The sequence below is a fragment of the Robertmurraya sp. DFI.2.37 genome (assembly GCF_029211245.1).
Classification (GTDB): domain Bacteria; phylum Bacillota; class Bacilli; order Bacillales; family Cytobacillaceae; genus Robertmurraya; species Robertmurraya methanolica_A.
The window spans coordinates 34,739-50,314 of the sequence record NZ_JARGEJ010000012.1; the positions used below are offsets into that span (position 1 = coordinate 34,739).

Annotated in this window: 14 protein-coding genes; 12 read left to right on the top strand and 2 right to left on the bottom strand. The window is 39.5% G+C overall.

Going from position 1 to position 15,576, the window contains the following annotated elements; translation table 11 throughout:
* Window positions 1-27 precede the first annotated feature (27 nt).
* Entirely contained in the window at window positions 28-162 is a 135-nt protein-coding gene (locus PZE06_RS08835; protein ID WP_095306885.1) for a YqzM family protein, read from the bottom strand.
* A gap of 391 nt (window positions 163-553) precedes the next feature.
* Between PZE06_RS08835 and holA the strand changes: the two genes are divergently transcribed.
* The gene (gene holA / locus PZE06_RS08840) at window positions 554-1,576 is read left to right on the top strand and encodes a DNA polymerase III subunit delta (RefSeq protein WP_150915332.1); all 1,023 of its coding nucleotides are present in this window, start codon (window positions 554-556) and stop codon (window positions 1,574-1,576) included.
* A 71-nt stretch (window positions 1,577-1,647) separates the two neighbouring features.
* Here the strand turns inward: holA and rpsT are convergent, their stop codons facing one another.
* A complete protein-coding gene (gene rpsT, locus PZE06_RS08845; RefSeq protein WP_150915333.1) occupies window positions 1,648-1,914 on the bottom strand; it encodes a 30S ribosomal protein S20 in 267 nt (88 codons plus the stop codon).
* A 249-nt stretch (window positions 1,915-2,163) separates the two neighbouring features.
* On the opposite strand from rpsT, the gene gpr reads away from it, so the two are divergent.
* The 11 genes from gpr to PZE06_RS08900 all read left to right on the top strand — a co-directional run bounded on the left by gpr (window position 2,164) and on the right by PZE06_RS08900 (window position 15,573).
* Window positions 2,164-3,279 (top strand): GPR endopeptidase, encoded by a 1,116-nt coding sequence (gene gpr / locus PZE06_RS08850; protein WP_150915334.1) that lies wholly within the window; start codon window positions 2,164-2,166, stop codon window positions 3,277-3,279.
* 95 nt (window positions 3,280-3,374) lie between these two features.
* Window positions 3,375-4,580 (top strand): stage II sporulation protein P, encoded by a 1,206-nt coding sequence (spoIIP, locus tag PZE06_RS08855; RefSeq protein ID WP_150915335.1) that lies wholly within the window; start codon window positions 3,375-3,377, stop codon window positions 4,578-4,580.
* Between the two features lie 364 nt (window positions 4,581-4,944).
* Complete coding sequence (locus PZE06_RS08860) at window positions 4,945-5,277, top strand: YqxA family protein (protein WP_306421153.1); 333 nt, start codon at window positions 4,945-4,947, stop codon at window positions 5,275-5,277.
* 139 nt (window positions 5,278-5,416) lie between these two features.
* Window positions 5,417-7,249, top strand: a complete 1,833-nt coding sequence (gene lepA / locus PZE06_RS08865; RefSeq protein WP_150915336.1) for a translation elongation factor 4 — start codon at window positions 5,417-5,419, stop codon at window positions 7,247-7,249.
* A gap of 102 nt (window positions 7,250-7,351) precedes the next feature.
* Window positions 7,352-8,494 (top strand): radical SAM family heme chaperone HemW, encoded by a 1,143-nt coding sequence (gene hemW / locus PZE06_RS08870; RefSeq protein ID WP_150915337.1) that lies wholly within the window; start codon window positions 7,352-7,354, stop codon window positions 8,492-8,494.
* A 149-nt stretch (window positions 8,495-8,643) separates the two neighbouring features.
* Window positions 8,644-9,675 (top strand): heat-inducible transcriptional repressor HrcA, encoded by a 1,032-nt coding sequence (gene hrcA / locus PZE06_RS08875; protein ID WP_150915338.1) that lies wholly within the window; start codon window positions 8,644-8,646, stop codon window positions 9,673-9,675.
* Between the two features lie 132 nt (window positions 9,676-9,807).
* On the top strand, window positions 9,808-10,410 hold the full coding sequence (grpE, locus tag PZE06_RS08880; protein WP_150915339.1) for a nucleotide exchange factor GrpE: 603 nt from the start codon (window positions 9,808-9,810) through the stop codon (window positions 10,408-10,410).
* Between the two features lie 47 nt (window positions 10,411-10,457).
* Window positions 10,458-12,293 (top strand): molecular chaperone DnaK, encoded by a 1,836-nt coding sequence (gene dnaK / locus PZE06_RS08885; protein WP_150915340.1) that lies wholly within the window; start codon window positions 10,458-10,460, stop codon window positions 12,291-12,293.
* 400 nt (window positions 12,294-12,693) lie between these two features.
* Window positions 12,694-13,821 carry a molecular chaperone DnaJ gene (gene dnaJ, locus PZE06_RS08890; protein ID WP_150915342.1) on the top strand — a complete coding sequence of 376 codons (1,128 nt, stop codon included), beginning with the start codon at window positions 12,694-12,696 and terminating at the stop codon, window positions 13,819-13,821.
* A 52-nt stretch (window positions 13,822-13,873) separates the two neighbouring features.
* Window positions 13,874-14,812 carry a 50S ribosomal protein L11 methyltransferase gene (gene prmA, locus PZE06_RS08895; RefSeq protein ID WP_150915343.1) on the top strand — a complete coding sequence of 313 codons (939 nt, stop codon included), beginning with the start codon at window positions 13,874-13,876 and terminating at the stop codon, window positions 14,810-14,812.
* Between the two features lie 17 nt (window positions 14,813-14,829).
* A complete protein-coding gene (locus tag PZE06_RS08900) occupies window positions 14,830-15,573 on the top strand; it encodes a 16S rRNA (uracil(1498)-N(3))-methyltransferase (RefSeq protein ID WP_150915344.1) in 744 nt (247 codons plus the stop codon).
* Window positions 15,574-15,576 lie beyond the last annotated feature (3 nt).

Here is a 15,576-nt window from a genome sequence, read left to right on the forward strand (position 1 = left end):
CGCAGTCAAGAAATGAATACTATGTACTTAAGAGCCGATGTATTGAATAACGGTTGCAATAATGAATAACGTTGCAAAGAAACCGAAAGAGACGATAAAACCTACTCCAGAATCAATAGCATCATTGCGTTTGCTTTGTACTTCTTTTTCAAATGGATTCACAATAACCCCTCCTAATTCCATTATAATAGATGGACCTCATAAAGCAATAAACAATTGCCCAACGAAGCACAAAATAGCTTTGTTCGTTTTCAAAATTCTTCAGATTTATGAAAAATTGCTTAGACGTTTTCTAGTATAAGCGACTTTTCCTTTACTGACAAGAGTTGTCACAAATAGTTTGCAATCATCCGGCTACACTAGTATTAACAGGGTGTACCGCTAGTGGATAAGTATCCTAGGCCTTATTTGCTAGCGTTTACTATAAATAGGGAGTTGGTTTTTAACAAGACCAATTCCCTTTTAGTTTGTCTTGATAATTTTTCACCCTTGTCAAAAACTCCGTGCTTCTATACGATTAACGTAAGAATGTTAAAGAACGGAGAGAAAAACATTGGTTTTAGATGTGTGGAAGCAAATAAAGAAAAAGCAATTTTCCCCCGTATATGTATTATATGGAACAGAGTCCTTTCTTATCAATGAAACGAAGCAATTATTAATGAAATATGCCCTCAATGAAGAAGAAATGGAATTTAACTTTGCGACATATGATTTGGAGGAGACTCCGATTGAAGTAGCGCTAGAGGATGCGGAGACTTTTCCTTTTATGGGAGAACGTCGCCTCATCCTTATGAATAATCCCTATTTTTTAACTGCGGAAAAATCCAAAGCAAAAATCGAACATAATTTAAAGAAATTGGAAGCTTATCTACAAGAGCCTGCTCCGTATTCGATCGTTGTGTTTGCTGGTTCTTACGAGAAGCTTGATGAACGGAAAAAGCTTACAAAGGAGCTGAAACGAAAAGGGAGCGTTGTTGAGGCGAAGAGATTAAATGAACAGGAGCTTAAGCTCTGGGTTAAAGAACGGGCAGCTCTTAATCGCGTCGGTATTGATGAAGAGGCTGTTGAGCAGATGTTGGCATTAGCAGGAACGAACTTATTCATGTTAACAACTGAAATAGATAAACTGGCTTTATATGCTACAGAAGGAAATACAATTACAGTGGCAATGGTTCACGCGCTTGTGTCCAGGTCATTGGAACAAAATATATTCGTATTAGTGGATAATATTGTCCAAAGAAAAATAGATGCAGCTTTTCGCATTTATTATGATTTATTAAAACAAAATGAAGAACCGATTAAAATTTTATCGATCCTTTCAGGACAGTTCCGCTTAATTTATCAAGTGAAGGAGTTAGCGAGAAAAGGGTATGGGCAGCAGCAAATTGCTGGGTACATTAAGGTTCATCCCTTTCGTGTAAAGCTGGCAGCAGGACAAGCAAAGCTCTTTAAGGATGAAGAACTGACGGAGATCATGCAGATGTTAGCAGAGGCTGATTACCAATCAAAAACAGGTGGAATGAATAAAGAATTAATAATAGAAATGTTTTTATTTCGCTTACAAGGACGAAATTAAAAAAGGAACCAGAAAGGTTCCTTTTTTGTGCAAAAATAAGGGCTATCTGTTTGAGAGATAGCCACACACAATTATGCGTTTAGAGTGTTTAACTTCTTTGCTAAACGAGATTTTTTACGAGCAGCAGCATTCTTGTGGATAAGACCTTTTGCAGCAGCCTTATCTAATTTTTTAGCAGCTTCTACGTAGCTTTCCTTTGCAGCAGCTTCGTCGTTATTTACAACTGCAGCTTCTACTTTCTTAACAGCAGTACGCATTGCAGATTTAACTGTTGAGTTGTGAGCGTTACGCTCTTCGCTAGTCTTAGCACGCTTGATAGCAGATTTAATATTTGCCATTCCATTCACCTCCCGAAAAAGCAATCGAGATTATATAAAACTCGATATTCACAATCCTAACATTAATTGCAGAACAAGAGATATTTTATCAAACGGATATATCTTTTGCAATACTATCTGTTTATTTTACGGGAAAGTAAATGTTTTTTCAAATGAATGTTTTGTAGATGTGACGGTAATGCTAGATACTAGTAAGATTTTCATGGAATTACTAGTAAAATTTCCCTGAAAAGGAAAGGAGAGGCGTTAATGGATTTAAGTAAATTTACGATTCGAACTGATTTAGCAGTCGAAGCAAGGGAAATGGTCATTGCTGATAGAGCAAGGGATCATGTACACGGACAGGAAGATATCTCTCAAGTTGAGGGAGTAATCATAAAGGAGAAGGAAGAAAACGATATAAAAATTTCTTTAGTAGAAATTACGAAAGAGGGTTCCGAAGCAATCGGGAAAAAAGAAGGTAAGTATTTAACCCTCGAAGTAATCGGTATCCGACAGCAGGATACAGAGCTTCAACGAAAGGTAGAAGATACATTTGTATTAGAATTCTCTCATTTTTTAAAGGAGCTGGGAATTAATAAGGATTCCTCCTGTTTAGTAGTCGGTTTAGGTAATTGGAATGTTACACCAGACGCACTCGGACCTCACGTATGTGAGAATCTTATTATAACGAGACATCTGTATGAATTACAGCCTGAAAATGTAGAAGATGGGTTCCGACCGGTTAGTGCGATTGCCCCAGGAGTTATGGGGCTGACTGGAATTGAAACGAGCGATATTATTCTAGGGATCGTAGAAAAGACGAAACCAGATTTTGTCATTGCGATTGACGCTTTGGCATCAAGATCGATTGAGAGGGTAAACTCGACCATTCAAATTTCCGATACTGGCATACATCCCGGTTCAGGGGTGGGGAATAAGAGGAAAGAATTAAGTAAGGAGACGCTTGGTATACCAGTTATCGCTATTGGTGTTCCGACGGTCGTCGATGCGGTTTCGATAACAAGCGATACGATCGATTACATTCTGAAACATTTTGGCAAAGAACTAAAAGAAGGAGATCGACCTTCGCGCGCATTAGCTCCAGCTGGCTTGACTTTCGGTAAAAGAAAAAAATTAACAGAAGATGATTTACCTGATGAGCATCATCGCAAAACATTTTTAGGAATGATTGGAACTTTGGAGGAAGAAGAAAAAAGAAAGTTAATTTCAGAAGTTCTTTCCCCTCTCGGTCATAATCTTATGGTAACACCAAAAGAAGTGGATGTTTTTATAGAGGATATGGCAAACCTTCTTGCCAATGGATTAAATGCAGCATTACATCATTCGATTAACGAGGAAAATGCGGGCTTCTATACGAGATAATAGGTTCACCCCTTTTTAGGAGAGTGTTTGAAAAAGGTTCTATCTTTTCTAGTAAAGTCATAAGAATTAGTAGACTTACTAAAAGAGGTGGAACGATGAAATATAACAGGTCTTCTTCATTTGTCGTAACTGTACAAGGGACCAGCGTTTTTCAATTTGTATTAGTCGTGATGTTATTGTTGTTGCTTATCTTTTCAGTGAGCGGCTTGATTACATCTTTGAAGCCAGAGTATCAAATTAAATCATCGTCTATTAATAGTGCAACAGGACATTTGACAGGGGAAGTGTTATATCGCCTCCTAGGTACGGAAAATAATGCTTTTGGACAAGTGCTACCAGAGGAAACGACCCCAAGTTTATCAAGCTTAATGTTTAAAATGTCGACGAATGTGAGTTTAGATGATCCTCGCAGCCTTCTTGGAAGAGAACTTCCAGGCTTCTCCATATTTGATGGAAAAATCGTCCTTGCAGGAGAAGGAACGAACTATACGAACTTACCGATTGAATCACCACCACCTCCAGAGGTGTTGAAAAAAGAGAATGAGGCATCGTTGCAAAATATTGAAGGGTTAGACGATCAGGAAAAAGAACAGGATGAAGTGGCGCCGCCAGAACGAACGACTGGTGACCGCAAAATCGTATATATCTATTTTTCCCATACGAGAGAATCCTTTCTCCCATATTTAAAAGGGGTAACTGATCCAGATGGAGCCCAGCACTCAGAGATTAATGTGACAAGAATTGGTGATCATTTAAAAGAACAATTAGAACGTTTTGGAATTGGAACGGTTGTAGATAAAACGGATATTATGACGAAGCTAAATGAAAAGGGTCTCACCTACGGTCGGTCTTATGATGAGTCAAGAAAGGTTGTTGAGGCGGCCATTACGTCTAATCGTGATTTGACTTATTTAATTGATATTCACCGTGACTCCAAGAGGAAGGATAAAACGACAAAAGATATAAATGGAAAGTCCTATGCAAAGCTAGCATTTGTACTGGGGGCAGAAAATCCGAATTACGAGAAGAACTTGAAGTTAGCAAAAGAAATACACACGAAGCTGGAAGAAAAATATCCAGGATTAAGCAGAGGGATTATAAAAAAAGAAGGAGCATCTACGAACGGGAAATTCAATCAGGATTTATCAGAAAACGCCATGCTGGTTGAATTTGGTGGAGTAGACAATACGTTTGAAGAATTAAATCGCTCCGCTGAAGCTTTTGCGGATGCCTTTAGTGAAGTCTTTTGGCAAGCAGAAAGTGTGAATTTCCCAGTTGAGGAGCCTGCAAACGAGCAATAATCGCGATAGGGGCAATTGGATTGTCATTCCAATTGCCTCAGGTGTCGACAACAGTCATTTGCTCTCATACGAAAACAAAATATGAGCAAAAACTGTCTTCATAGAAAATTCCTGAGGACACCGTATGCCGGATTTGAGCGAAAGTTGTCCGCATAAAGGGTCCATGAGGACACCGAAAGCCGGATTTGAGCGAAAGTTGTCCGCATAAAAGGTTCATGAGGACACCGAACGCCGAAAAAGAGCAAAAGTTGTTCCGATAGAGAGCCCGTGAGGACATGCCTAAGTAGATTTTGAACAAAAATTATTCTCCGAAAGGTTTACTAACCATTTCTAAATAAAAACGTGAGTAGGTGACATGATGAAGATGTTTTTTTTGAAGTTTGTTTTTGTCTTGGCTTTGATGTTTGTCTCTGTATTATTCGGGATGCAACAGGCAAATGAAGGAATCGATCGGATGAAGGGCTTTGAGGATCATAACTTCAAAGAGGCGCTTCATGTTGCTGAAAACGATGGAGGGCAAGTAGAACTTGCTGTCTTGGGTACTGATATCAGTAGTCATGATATACAGGAAAAGAAAGCAAAGCTCGAAGAAATGAAGGCTTATAATTTTTTCTCCTCTATTGGCAAGAAGCTAGCAGAGGGTGTTTCCTCTTTTGCTAATAAAATAATAGAATTAATTACAAATCTGATTCAGTAGAGCCTTCTATTTTCCGTTGAATCTTGCCGAATCGACTGCTATAATCAAAAAATAGCGTATTTAATCAATTCCAACGGCTATGCACTGTAGTCAAATTGGGATTGATTCGATGTGTGCGAGTATAGTAGGAGTGAACGATATGAACAAAGAAGAAAGACTGATGAGACAATCAAAGATTCGCAATTTCTCGATCATCGCTCATATCGACCATGGAAAGTCGACGTTGGCAGATAGAATTTTAGAGAAAACGAATGCTTTAACTGCTCGTGAAATGAAGGACCAGCTCCTCGATTCAATGGATCTTGAGAGAGAACGGGGCATTACGATTAAATTAAACTCAGTTCAATTAAAATACAAAGCAAAAGATGGGGAGATCTACACATTTCATCTAATCGACACACCTGGACATGTCGATTTCACCTATGAAGTATCCCGTAGTTTAGCAGCATGTGAAGGTGCGGTTCTCGTGGTCGATGCGGCACAGGGAATTGAAGCACAAACGTTGGCGAATGTTTATTTAGCACTTGACAATGATTTAGAAATCGTACCGGTTATCAATAAAATTGATCTTCCAAGTGCCGATCCGGAACGCGTGCGTAACGAGATTGAAGAAGTAATCGGATTAGATGCTTCTGAAGCTGTTTTAGCTAGTGCGAAAGCCGGAATTGGAATTGAAGAAATTTTGGAGCAGATTGTCGAAAAGGTGCCTGCACCTGTAGGGGATCCTGAAGCTCCATTAAAGGCGCTAATTTTTGATTCGCTATACGATGCATACCGAGGAGTAGTTGCATATATTCGCGTGGTTGAGGGTACGGTGAAAGCTGGCGATAAGATTAAGATGATGGCTACTGGCAAAGAGTTTGAAGTAACAGAAGTAGGTGTCTTTACGCCAAAAGCCGTGCAAACAGAAGAATTATCGGTAGGAGACGTTGGCTTTTTAACGGCTGCCATAAAAAATGTTGGCGACACGCGTGTTGGGGATACGATTACAAATGCAAAAAATGGTGCCACAGAAGCGCTCCCAGGTTATCGTAAATTAAATCCAATGGTATATTGTGGTTTGTATCCAATTGACAGTGCGAAATTTAATGACTTAAGAGAAGCCCTTGAAAAGCTTGAGTTAAATGATTCTGCTCTTCAGTTTGAACCAGAGACCTCGCAAGCATTAGGCTTTGGCTTCCGATGCGGGTTTCTTGGATTGCTCCATATGGAAATTATTCAGGAACGTATTGAAAGAGAATTTAAGATCGATTTAATTACGACCGCACCGAGTGTTATTTATGATGTTATTTTGACAGATGGTTCGCAACTAAAGATAGACAACCCTTCTGACATGCCAGACCCACAGAAAATAGAACGGATTGAAGAGCCATATGTAAAAGCAACGATGATGGCTCCAAATGATTATGTCGGTGCCATTATGGAACTCTGCCAAGAAAAAAGAGGAAACTTCATAGATATGCAATATCTCGATGAAACAAGGGTAAGTATTATTTATGAAGTGCCGTTGTCTGAGATTGTCTACGATTTCTTCGATCAGTTAAAATCAAGCACGAAAGGGTATGCTTCCTTTGACTATGAACTGATTGGCTACAAGCCATCAAAACTTGTGAAGATGGATATCCTTTTAAATGCAGAGAAAGTCGATGCGTTAAGCTTTATCGTTCATAAAGATTTTGCCTACGAACGAGGTAAGATTATCGTAGAAAAATTAAAGGAATTAATTCCGAGACAGCAATTCGAAGTACCTGTCCAAGCCGCGATCGGACAAAAAATTGTTGCCCGTTCTACAATTAAGGCGATGCGCAAAAACGTCTTAGCGAAATGCTATGGTGGAGATATTTCCCGTAAACGAAAGCTTCTTGAGAAGCAAAAAGAAGGGAAAAAGCGGATGAAGCAGGTAGGTTCAGTTGAGGTGCCTCAAGAAGCCTTTATGGCAGTATTGAAAATGGATGATAGTCAGAAAAAATAGGATTTTTTTAGAGTTTAACGAAAAGAAAGAGGGGTTAGTCGGTCTTGTTGTAACAAGAACTCTAACCTCTCTTTCATATTTTAAAAACGAGGTTGTGATGGTTTGATTAATGCGGCGTATATTCATATCCCCTTTTGTGAGCATATTTGCCATTATTGTGATTTTAATAAAGTGTTCCTTCAAGGACAACCAGTTGATGGGTATATAAATTCATTGAAAAAAGAGATGGAGTTGACATTGCAAGAGGCTCCAACCCCTCATTTACGTTCCATATTCGTTGGTGGAGGCACACCAACGGCATTAAATGAAAGGCAGCTTGAAGCATTATGTCAAGGTATTCATGATTACCTTCCTTTCAACCAAAACACTGAATTTACATTTGAAGCGAACCCGGGAGATCTTTCTAAAGAAAAATTACAAATCCTCTATGATGCAGGGGTTAATCGCTTGAGCTTTGGCGTCCAGACGTTTAACGATGAACTGTTGAAAAGAATTGGGCGCGTGCATCGTGGAGCAGATGTATTCACATCGATTGCGCTTGCAAAAGCTGCAGGGTTTGAAAACATCAGTGTCGATCTTATTTATAGCCTACCTGACCAAACTTTGGCTGATTTTAGAGAAACGCTTGCTACCTCGTTTTCATTAGACATTCAGCATTATTCTGGCTATTCGTTAATCATTGAACCGAAGACGGTTTTCTATAATTTAATGAGAAAGGGCCGTCTTCCTTTGCCGGGAGAGGATGCTGAAGCTGCCATGTATGAGGAACTGATCGAACAAATGGACAAGCATGGCTACCAGCAGTATGAAATTAGTAATTTTGCAATTCCTGGCTATGAAAGTAGGCATAATTTAACATATTGGAACAATCATGAATATTATGGTTTTGGAGCTGGTGCCCACTCTTATGTTAAGGGGTTGCGGCGCTCAAATTTTGGTCCCTTAAAAAAGTATATGGACCCACTTGAACATGGGGAACTTCCTGTTTTTGAAGAAAACAAGCCGACAAAGGCAGAGCAAATGGAAGAAGAAATGTTTCTTGGATTAAGGAAGAATGAAGGAGTATCGATTGGCAGATTTATTGAAAGGTATGGAGTTTCTCCACTTGATTTATTTGCGGACGAATTATCGAATTTAAGGAAAAAGGATTTAATTTGCGAAGAAAATAATCATATAAGATTAACCAAGAAGGGTAGATTTCTTGGAAACGAAGTGTTTCAATCGTTTTTAGGCGTAGTCCAGTAACGCGATGAGAGCTTTTTTGAATAAGGAATGGAGATGGAATCCAGACTGAATAAAAAAGCTTAAATGATTGACACGATCCCCTGATATTTGATAATTTAATAATAGATTTAGCACTCGATATAAAGGAGTGCTAACAGAGGTGATATAAAGTGTTAACAGATCGTCAATTGTTAATTTTCCAAGTGATTGTTGATGATTTTATTCGGTCTGCTCAACCAGTTGGTTCGAGAAGCTTGTCGAAGAAAGAAGAAATACAGTTTAGTTCGGCTACAATTCGAAACGAGATGGCAGATTTAGAAGAACTCGGTTTTCTGGAAAAAACACACACCTCATCGGGGAGAATTCCATCCGAGAAAGGGTATAGATTTTACGTAGATCATTTACTATCGCCACAAAAACTTGATACAAAAGATGTGAACTCTGTTCGTTCGATTTTTACGGAAAGAATATACGAGCTAGAGAAAATCGTCCAAAGATCTGCACAAATTTTATCAGAGTTAACGAATTATACTGCTATAGTTCTTGGTCCTGCTGTGAGGGAGAACAAGCTAAAGAAAATTCAAATTGTCCCTTTGAATGATGAAACAGCGATTGCCATTATTGTTACAGATACAGGGCATGTAGAAAATAAGATGTTTCATCTACCGAATGGAATTGATTCAAGTGATATTGAAAAGCTTGTCAATATTTTGAATGAACGGCTTACAGGTGTCCCGCTTGAAGAGTTAAACGGAAAGATCTACAAGGAAGTAGCACTTGTGTTGCGCCAGCATATTCGCAGCTATGATTCGATGTTTTCTTCTCTGGTAGAAACGTTGAAAATTCCTACAAATGAAAAATTGTTTTTTGGTGGTAAAACAAACATGCTCAGTCAACCGGAATTTCATGACATTAGTAAAGTGAAAAACCTGTTGACAATGATTGAACATGAGGATGATATGTATGATATCATTCGAAAAAATCCTTCTGGTATTAATGTTAAAATTGGGAAGGAAAATGGCAATTCTGCCATGGATGATTGCAGCTTAATTACCGCCACTTATTCGATTGGAACTGAACAATTAGGTACGATTGCGATTTTAGGGCCAACTCGAATGGAATATTCAAGAGTTATAAGTTTATTAAAATTTTTTAGCAACGATTTATCGACAGTGCTAACAAAGCTGTATCAAAGTAAGTAGTGCTGGAAATATTGATAAAGGGTGGAATTGAGCAATTCCATCCCTTTTCCTTGCATTGCTGTCATTTTTCGATTTACATAGATGTTAGCTGACAGATTTAGTCAGTGTTTACTTTAAAGGGAGGTGAAAACGTTGGCTGAAGAAAAACACACACTGGAGGAAGAAGCGGTGTCTACCAACGAAGAGCAAAATGTTCAAGAAGAAATTGAACCTATTTTTGATGAAGAGAAAGAAGAAGGAGCTGAGGACTCTTCATCTGCTGAAGATGAGAAGCTTGCACAGCTAGAAGAGCAGATTACAGCTCTGCAAAAAGAGTTGGAAGAAAAAGAAAACCGCTACCTTCGATTACAAGCTGATTTTGAAAACTCTCGCCGCCGAGCTAGACTGGATTATGAAGCGGCGCAAAAATATAGAGCACAAAATTTAATTTCTGATATTCTGCCTGTATTAGATAACTTTGAACGTGCATTGAATGTAGAGACCGATCATGAACAGACGAAATCCTTACTCCAAGGCATGGAAATGATTTATCGCAGTCTCCTTGATGCTTTAAAGAAAGAAGGCGTAGAAGTGATTGAATCGGAAGGGAAGGAGTTTGATCCGAACTTCCATCAAGCGGTTATGCAGGTTGCGGAAGAGGGATATGATTCGAACATTGTCGTGGAAGAGTTTCAAAAAGGATATGTGTTAAAGGATCGTGTCATTCGTCCAGCAATGGTTAAAGTTAATCAGTAAAAAATAGAGAAAAAATGATTACATAATAAAATTGGGAGGCTAATAGCATGAGCAAAATTATTGGTATCGACTTAGGAACAACAAACTCCTGTGTAGCAGTTCTTGAAGGTGGCGAACCAAAAGTAATTCCAAATCCAGAAGGAAATCGCACAACTCCATCTGTGGTCGCATTCAAAAACGGTGAGCGTCAAGTGGGAGAAGTAGCAAAGCGGCAAGCAATTACAAACCCTAATACAATCCTATCTATTAAACGTCATATGGGAACTTCTCATAAGGAAACGATTGAAGGAAAAGACTATACACCACAAGAAATTTCAGCTATTATTTTACAGCATTTAAAATCCTATGCAGAAGATTATTTAGGTGAGCCTGTTACAAAAGCAGTTATTACAGTACCAGCTTATTTCAACGATGCAGAACGTCAAGCAACAAAGGATGCTGGAAAAATTGCTGGATTAGAAGTAGAGCGTATTATTAACGAACCTACTGCTGCTGCACTTGCTTACGGTTTAGATAAAATGGAAGAAGATCAAACGATTCTAGTGTATGACCTTGGTGGTGGTACATTTGACGTATCGATCCTTGAATTAGGGGACGGCGTATTTGAAGTTAAGTCTACTGCTGGTGATAACCGCCTTGGTGGAGATGACTTTGACCAAGTTATCATTGACTATTTAGTTGAGGAATTTAAGAAAGAAAATGGCATTGATCTTTCAAAAGATAAGATGGCTATGCAGCGCTTAAAAGATGCAGCTGAAAAAGCTAAGAAAGATCTATCTGGTGTAACTTCTACACAAATTTCTTTACCGTTCATCACCGCTGGTGAAGCAGGACCACTTCATTTAGAAGTCACATTATCACGCGCTAAATTTGACGAATTATCTTCAGATCTTGTTGAAAGAACTATGGGACCAACTCGTCAAGCCCTACAAGATGCGGGTCTTACTGCAGCTGATATCGACAAAGTCATTCTTGTCGGTGGTTCTACTCGTATCCCAGCTGTGCAAGAAGCGATTAAAAAAGCAACTGGTAAAGAGCCTCATAGAGGAGTAAATCCCGATGAAGTAGTTGCAATGGGTGCAGCTGTTCAAGGTGGAGTGATCACGGGTGATGTTAAAGATGTTGTCTTACTAGACGTAACACCTTTATCACTTGGGATTGAAACAATGGGTGGTGTCTTTACGAAGTTAATTGAACGTAATACGACGATTCCAACTTCAAAATCTCAAGTATTCTCTACTGCTGCTGATAATCAAACAGCTGTTGATATTCACGTTCTTCAAGGTGAGCGTCCAATGGCTGCTGATAACAAAACACTCGGGCGCTTCCAGTTAACAGATATTCCACCAGCACCACGTGGAATTCCACAGATTGAAGTGTCATTTGATATCGATAAAAATGGTATTGTAAATGTACGTGCGAAAGATCTTGGAACAAACAAGGAACAAGCAATTACGATTAAATCTTCAACAGGTCTATCTGATGATGAAATCGACAAAATGATTAAAGAAGCTGAAGCAAATGCAGAAGCTGATCAAAAGCGTAAGGAAGAAGTGGAATTACGCAACGAAGCGGATCAATTAGTATTCCAAACAGATAAAACATTAAAAGATTTAGAAGGTAAAGTCGATGAAGCGGAAGTAGCGAAAGCAACAGAAGCGAAAGATGCACTCAAAGCTGCGATCGAAAAGAATGATCTTGATGAAATCCGTGCGAAAAAGGATGCCCTACAAGAAATCGTTCAAAATCTTTCTGTTAAGCTTTATGAAGAAGCTGCTAAGCAAGCTCAGGCTGCACAGGGGGCTGAAGGAGAAGCAGGTGCTGCTTCTAAAGATGACAACGTCGTTGACGCTGAATTCGAAGAAATCAAAGATGACAAATAGAAAAGCGGAGAGCGCTCGACCATCGGCGACAAGCACAAGACGAGCCGGCATGGATGTTGTCCTTTAACCTCCTTGACGGATTGGCTTGTGACCTCGAGCCGATAGCGCTCGGAGTTGGACAAATAGAAAAGCGGAGAGCGCTCGACCATCGGCGACAAGCCAGAAGTGGAAGTCGCACTTTTACTTCCGTGTCTGGACTGAAGTGTCTCGAGGGTTTAGTCGCAGGGGCTGGCAATGAATTTGTCATTAAATATAGAATATAGAATATCGAAAGGTCAAAGTCACTGTCTTTATGACTTTGGCTTTTTCTATGTAAGGTCTAGTGATAGATTTATTTGCACTTCTGCAAGTTTGAGTGTTAAAATAACCTTTATGCGAATGGATTCGGGGAGTGGTAAGGTTGAGTAAAAGAGACTATTATGAAGTCTTAGGAGTAAGCAAATCCGCTTCTAAAGACGAAATAAAAAAAGCATATCGAAAGTTATCAAAAAAATATCACCCAGATATTAATAAAGAGGCAGATGCGGACGAAAAATTTAAAGAAGTGAAGGAAGCGTATGAAGTATTAAGCGATGATGCGAAGCGCTCACAATACGACCAATTCGGTCATACTGATCCAAATCAAGGCTTCGGTGGTGGAGGCTTTGGTGGAGGCGGTTTCGGTGGCTTTGAGGATATATTTGAAACGTTCTTTGGCGGCGGTGGTTCCAGACGTCGTGATCCAAATGCGCCTAGGCAAGGTGCAGACCTTCAGTATACGATGACGCTTTCTTTTGAAGAAGCGGTATTTGGGAAAGAAACAGACATTGAAATTCCACGCGAAGAAACATGTGATACTTGTCTTGGAAGTGGAGCCAGACCGGGAACGAAGCCGGAAACTTGTAAGCACTGTAATGGTAGCGGTCAATTGAATGTAGAACAGAATACTCCTTTTGGAAGAATAGTAAACCGTAGAGTTTGTCATCATTGTAACGGTACAGGCAAAGAAATTAAGCATAAATGCTCGACATGTGGTGGCACAGGGAAAGTGAAAAAACGTCGCAAAATTCATGTCAAAATTCCCGCTGGAATTGATGACGGTCAACAGCTAAGAGTATCAGGACAAGGAGAGCCTGGCATTAACGGTGGTCCGGCTGGGGATCTATATGTCGTATTCCACGTTCGCTCTCATGAATTCTTTGAACGGGATGAGGATGATATTTATTGTGAAATGCCGATCACGTTTGTTCAGGCGGCTCTTGGTGATGAGATAGAAGTACCAACGCTGCATGGCAAGGTGAAGCTTAAGGTTCCAGCAGGTACACAAACCGGTACAAAATTCCGTCTTCGTGGAAAAGGAGTTCCTAATGTAAGGGGATATGGAGTTGGTGATCAGCATGTTATTATGCGCATTGTCACCCCAACGAAGTTAACTGAAAAGCAAAAGCAATTGTTACAGGAATTTGCTGAAGTAAGTGGAAAAGTCCCTCAAGGGGATCAAGAAGAAGGTTTTTTTTCAAAAGTAAAAAGAGCATTTAAAGGTGAATAAAGCAAGAATTTTACAGTGTTTTAGGAGTAATTAAAGAAACGGAGTTGGTAGAATGAAGTGGTCTGAAATTGCCATTCATACAACAAATGAGGCGGTTGAACCGATCTCAAATATTTTACATGAAGCTGGTGCCTCTGGTGTTGTCATAGAGGACCCTTTTGAGCTTGAGAAGGAGAGGGAAGACCACTTCGGTGAAATCTACCAATTGAACCCTGACGACTACCCTGAAGAGGGAGTAATAATTAAAGCTTATTTACCAGTTAATAGCTTTTTAGGTGAAACAGTTGAAGAGATAAAAGAAGCGATTAATGGATTAATTCTTCACAATATTGATATTGGGAAAAATACTGTTACGATTAGCGAGGTCAATGAAGAAGAGTGGGCGACAGCTTGGAAAAAGTACTACCACCCTGTAAAGATCTCAGAAAAATTTACAATCGTTCCTACATGGGAAGAGTATACACCTGTTCATAGTGATGAACTTATTATTGAATTAGATCCTGGGATGGCCTTTGGGACTGGAACCCACCCAACAACCGTCATGTGTATACAGGCACTCGAGAGAACGGTCAGACAAGGTGATCATGTTGTTGACGTTGGAACGGGTTCTGGTGTGTTAAGTATTGCTGCCGGTTTATTAGGAGCAGAAAAAATACAAGCACTGGACTTGGATGAAGTGGCTGTCAATTCAGCAAGAATTAATATTAAGCTAAATAAAGTCCACGATCGAGCAACAGTATCTCAAAATAACCTTCTTGATGGAATCACAGGACCTGTTGATGTAGTGGTAGCTAATATTCTTGCGGAAGTCATTCTGCGTTTTACAGATGATGCGGCAAGGATTGTAAAACAAGGTGGATATTTCATTACATCTGGAATTATTCTGCAAAAAAAGCAAGAGGTTAAAGAAGCAATGATTACATCGGGATTTGAAATTGTTGAAACCATTCAAATGGAAGATTGGGTTGCGTTTATTGCAAAACGAATTTAGTTAAAGAGGTGCTTAATATGCAGCGATATTTTGTGAGGAATTTCCAAGATAATCGTTTCTATATATCCGATGATGATCGCCATCATATTGTCAAGGTGATGCGTTTGCAAGTGGATGATGAAATCTATTGTGTAAACAATGGCAGAAGTGCTCTCTGTCGGATAGAAGAAATTACCGATCAACAAGTCGTTGCAAAAGTTGTAAAATGGGAAGAAGCTTCTGTTGAAATGCCGATACAGGTAACCATTGCGAGCGGTCTGCCCAAAGGGGATAAACTGGAGTGGATTATCCAAAAAGGGACGGAATTAGGGGCAGCCAAGTTTATCCCTTTTACTGCATCTCGCTCGATTGTGAAATGGGATGAGAAAAAGGCATCAAAAAAGGTTGAGCGCTGGAATCGGATTGCAAAGGAAGCGGCTGAACAATCCCATCGTCATATGTGGCCAGAAGTACACCAGCCAATTTCCTTAAAAAAACTTGTCGATCTCAGTGAAAGTTATGATTATAAATTGGTGGCTTATGAAGAAAGTGCGAAGCAAGGGGAAGCATCTGTTCTTTCTTCTGTATTAAAAGAAATGAAGACGGGTCAATCCATTCTCTTCATATTTGGACCGGAGGGTGGATTAACAGAGGAAGAAATACATCTGTTAAATGATGCTGGGTTCCTTTCTTGTAGTTTAGGTCCGAGAATTTTAAGAACAGAAACAGCACCATTGTATGCATTAGCTGCTGTTTCTTTTCAAACTGAATTAATGGGGTGAAGA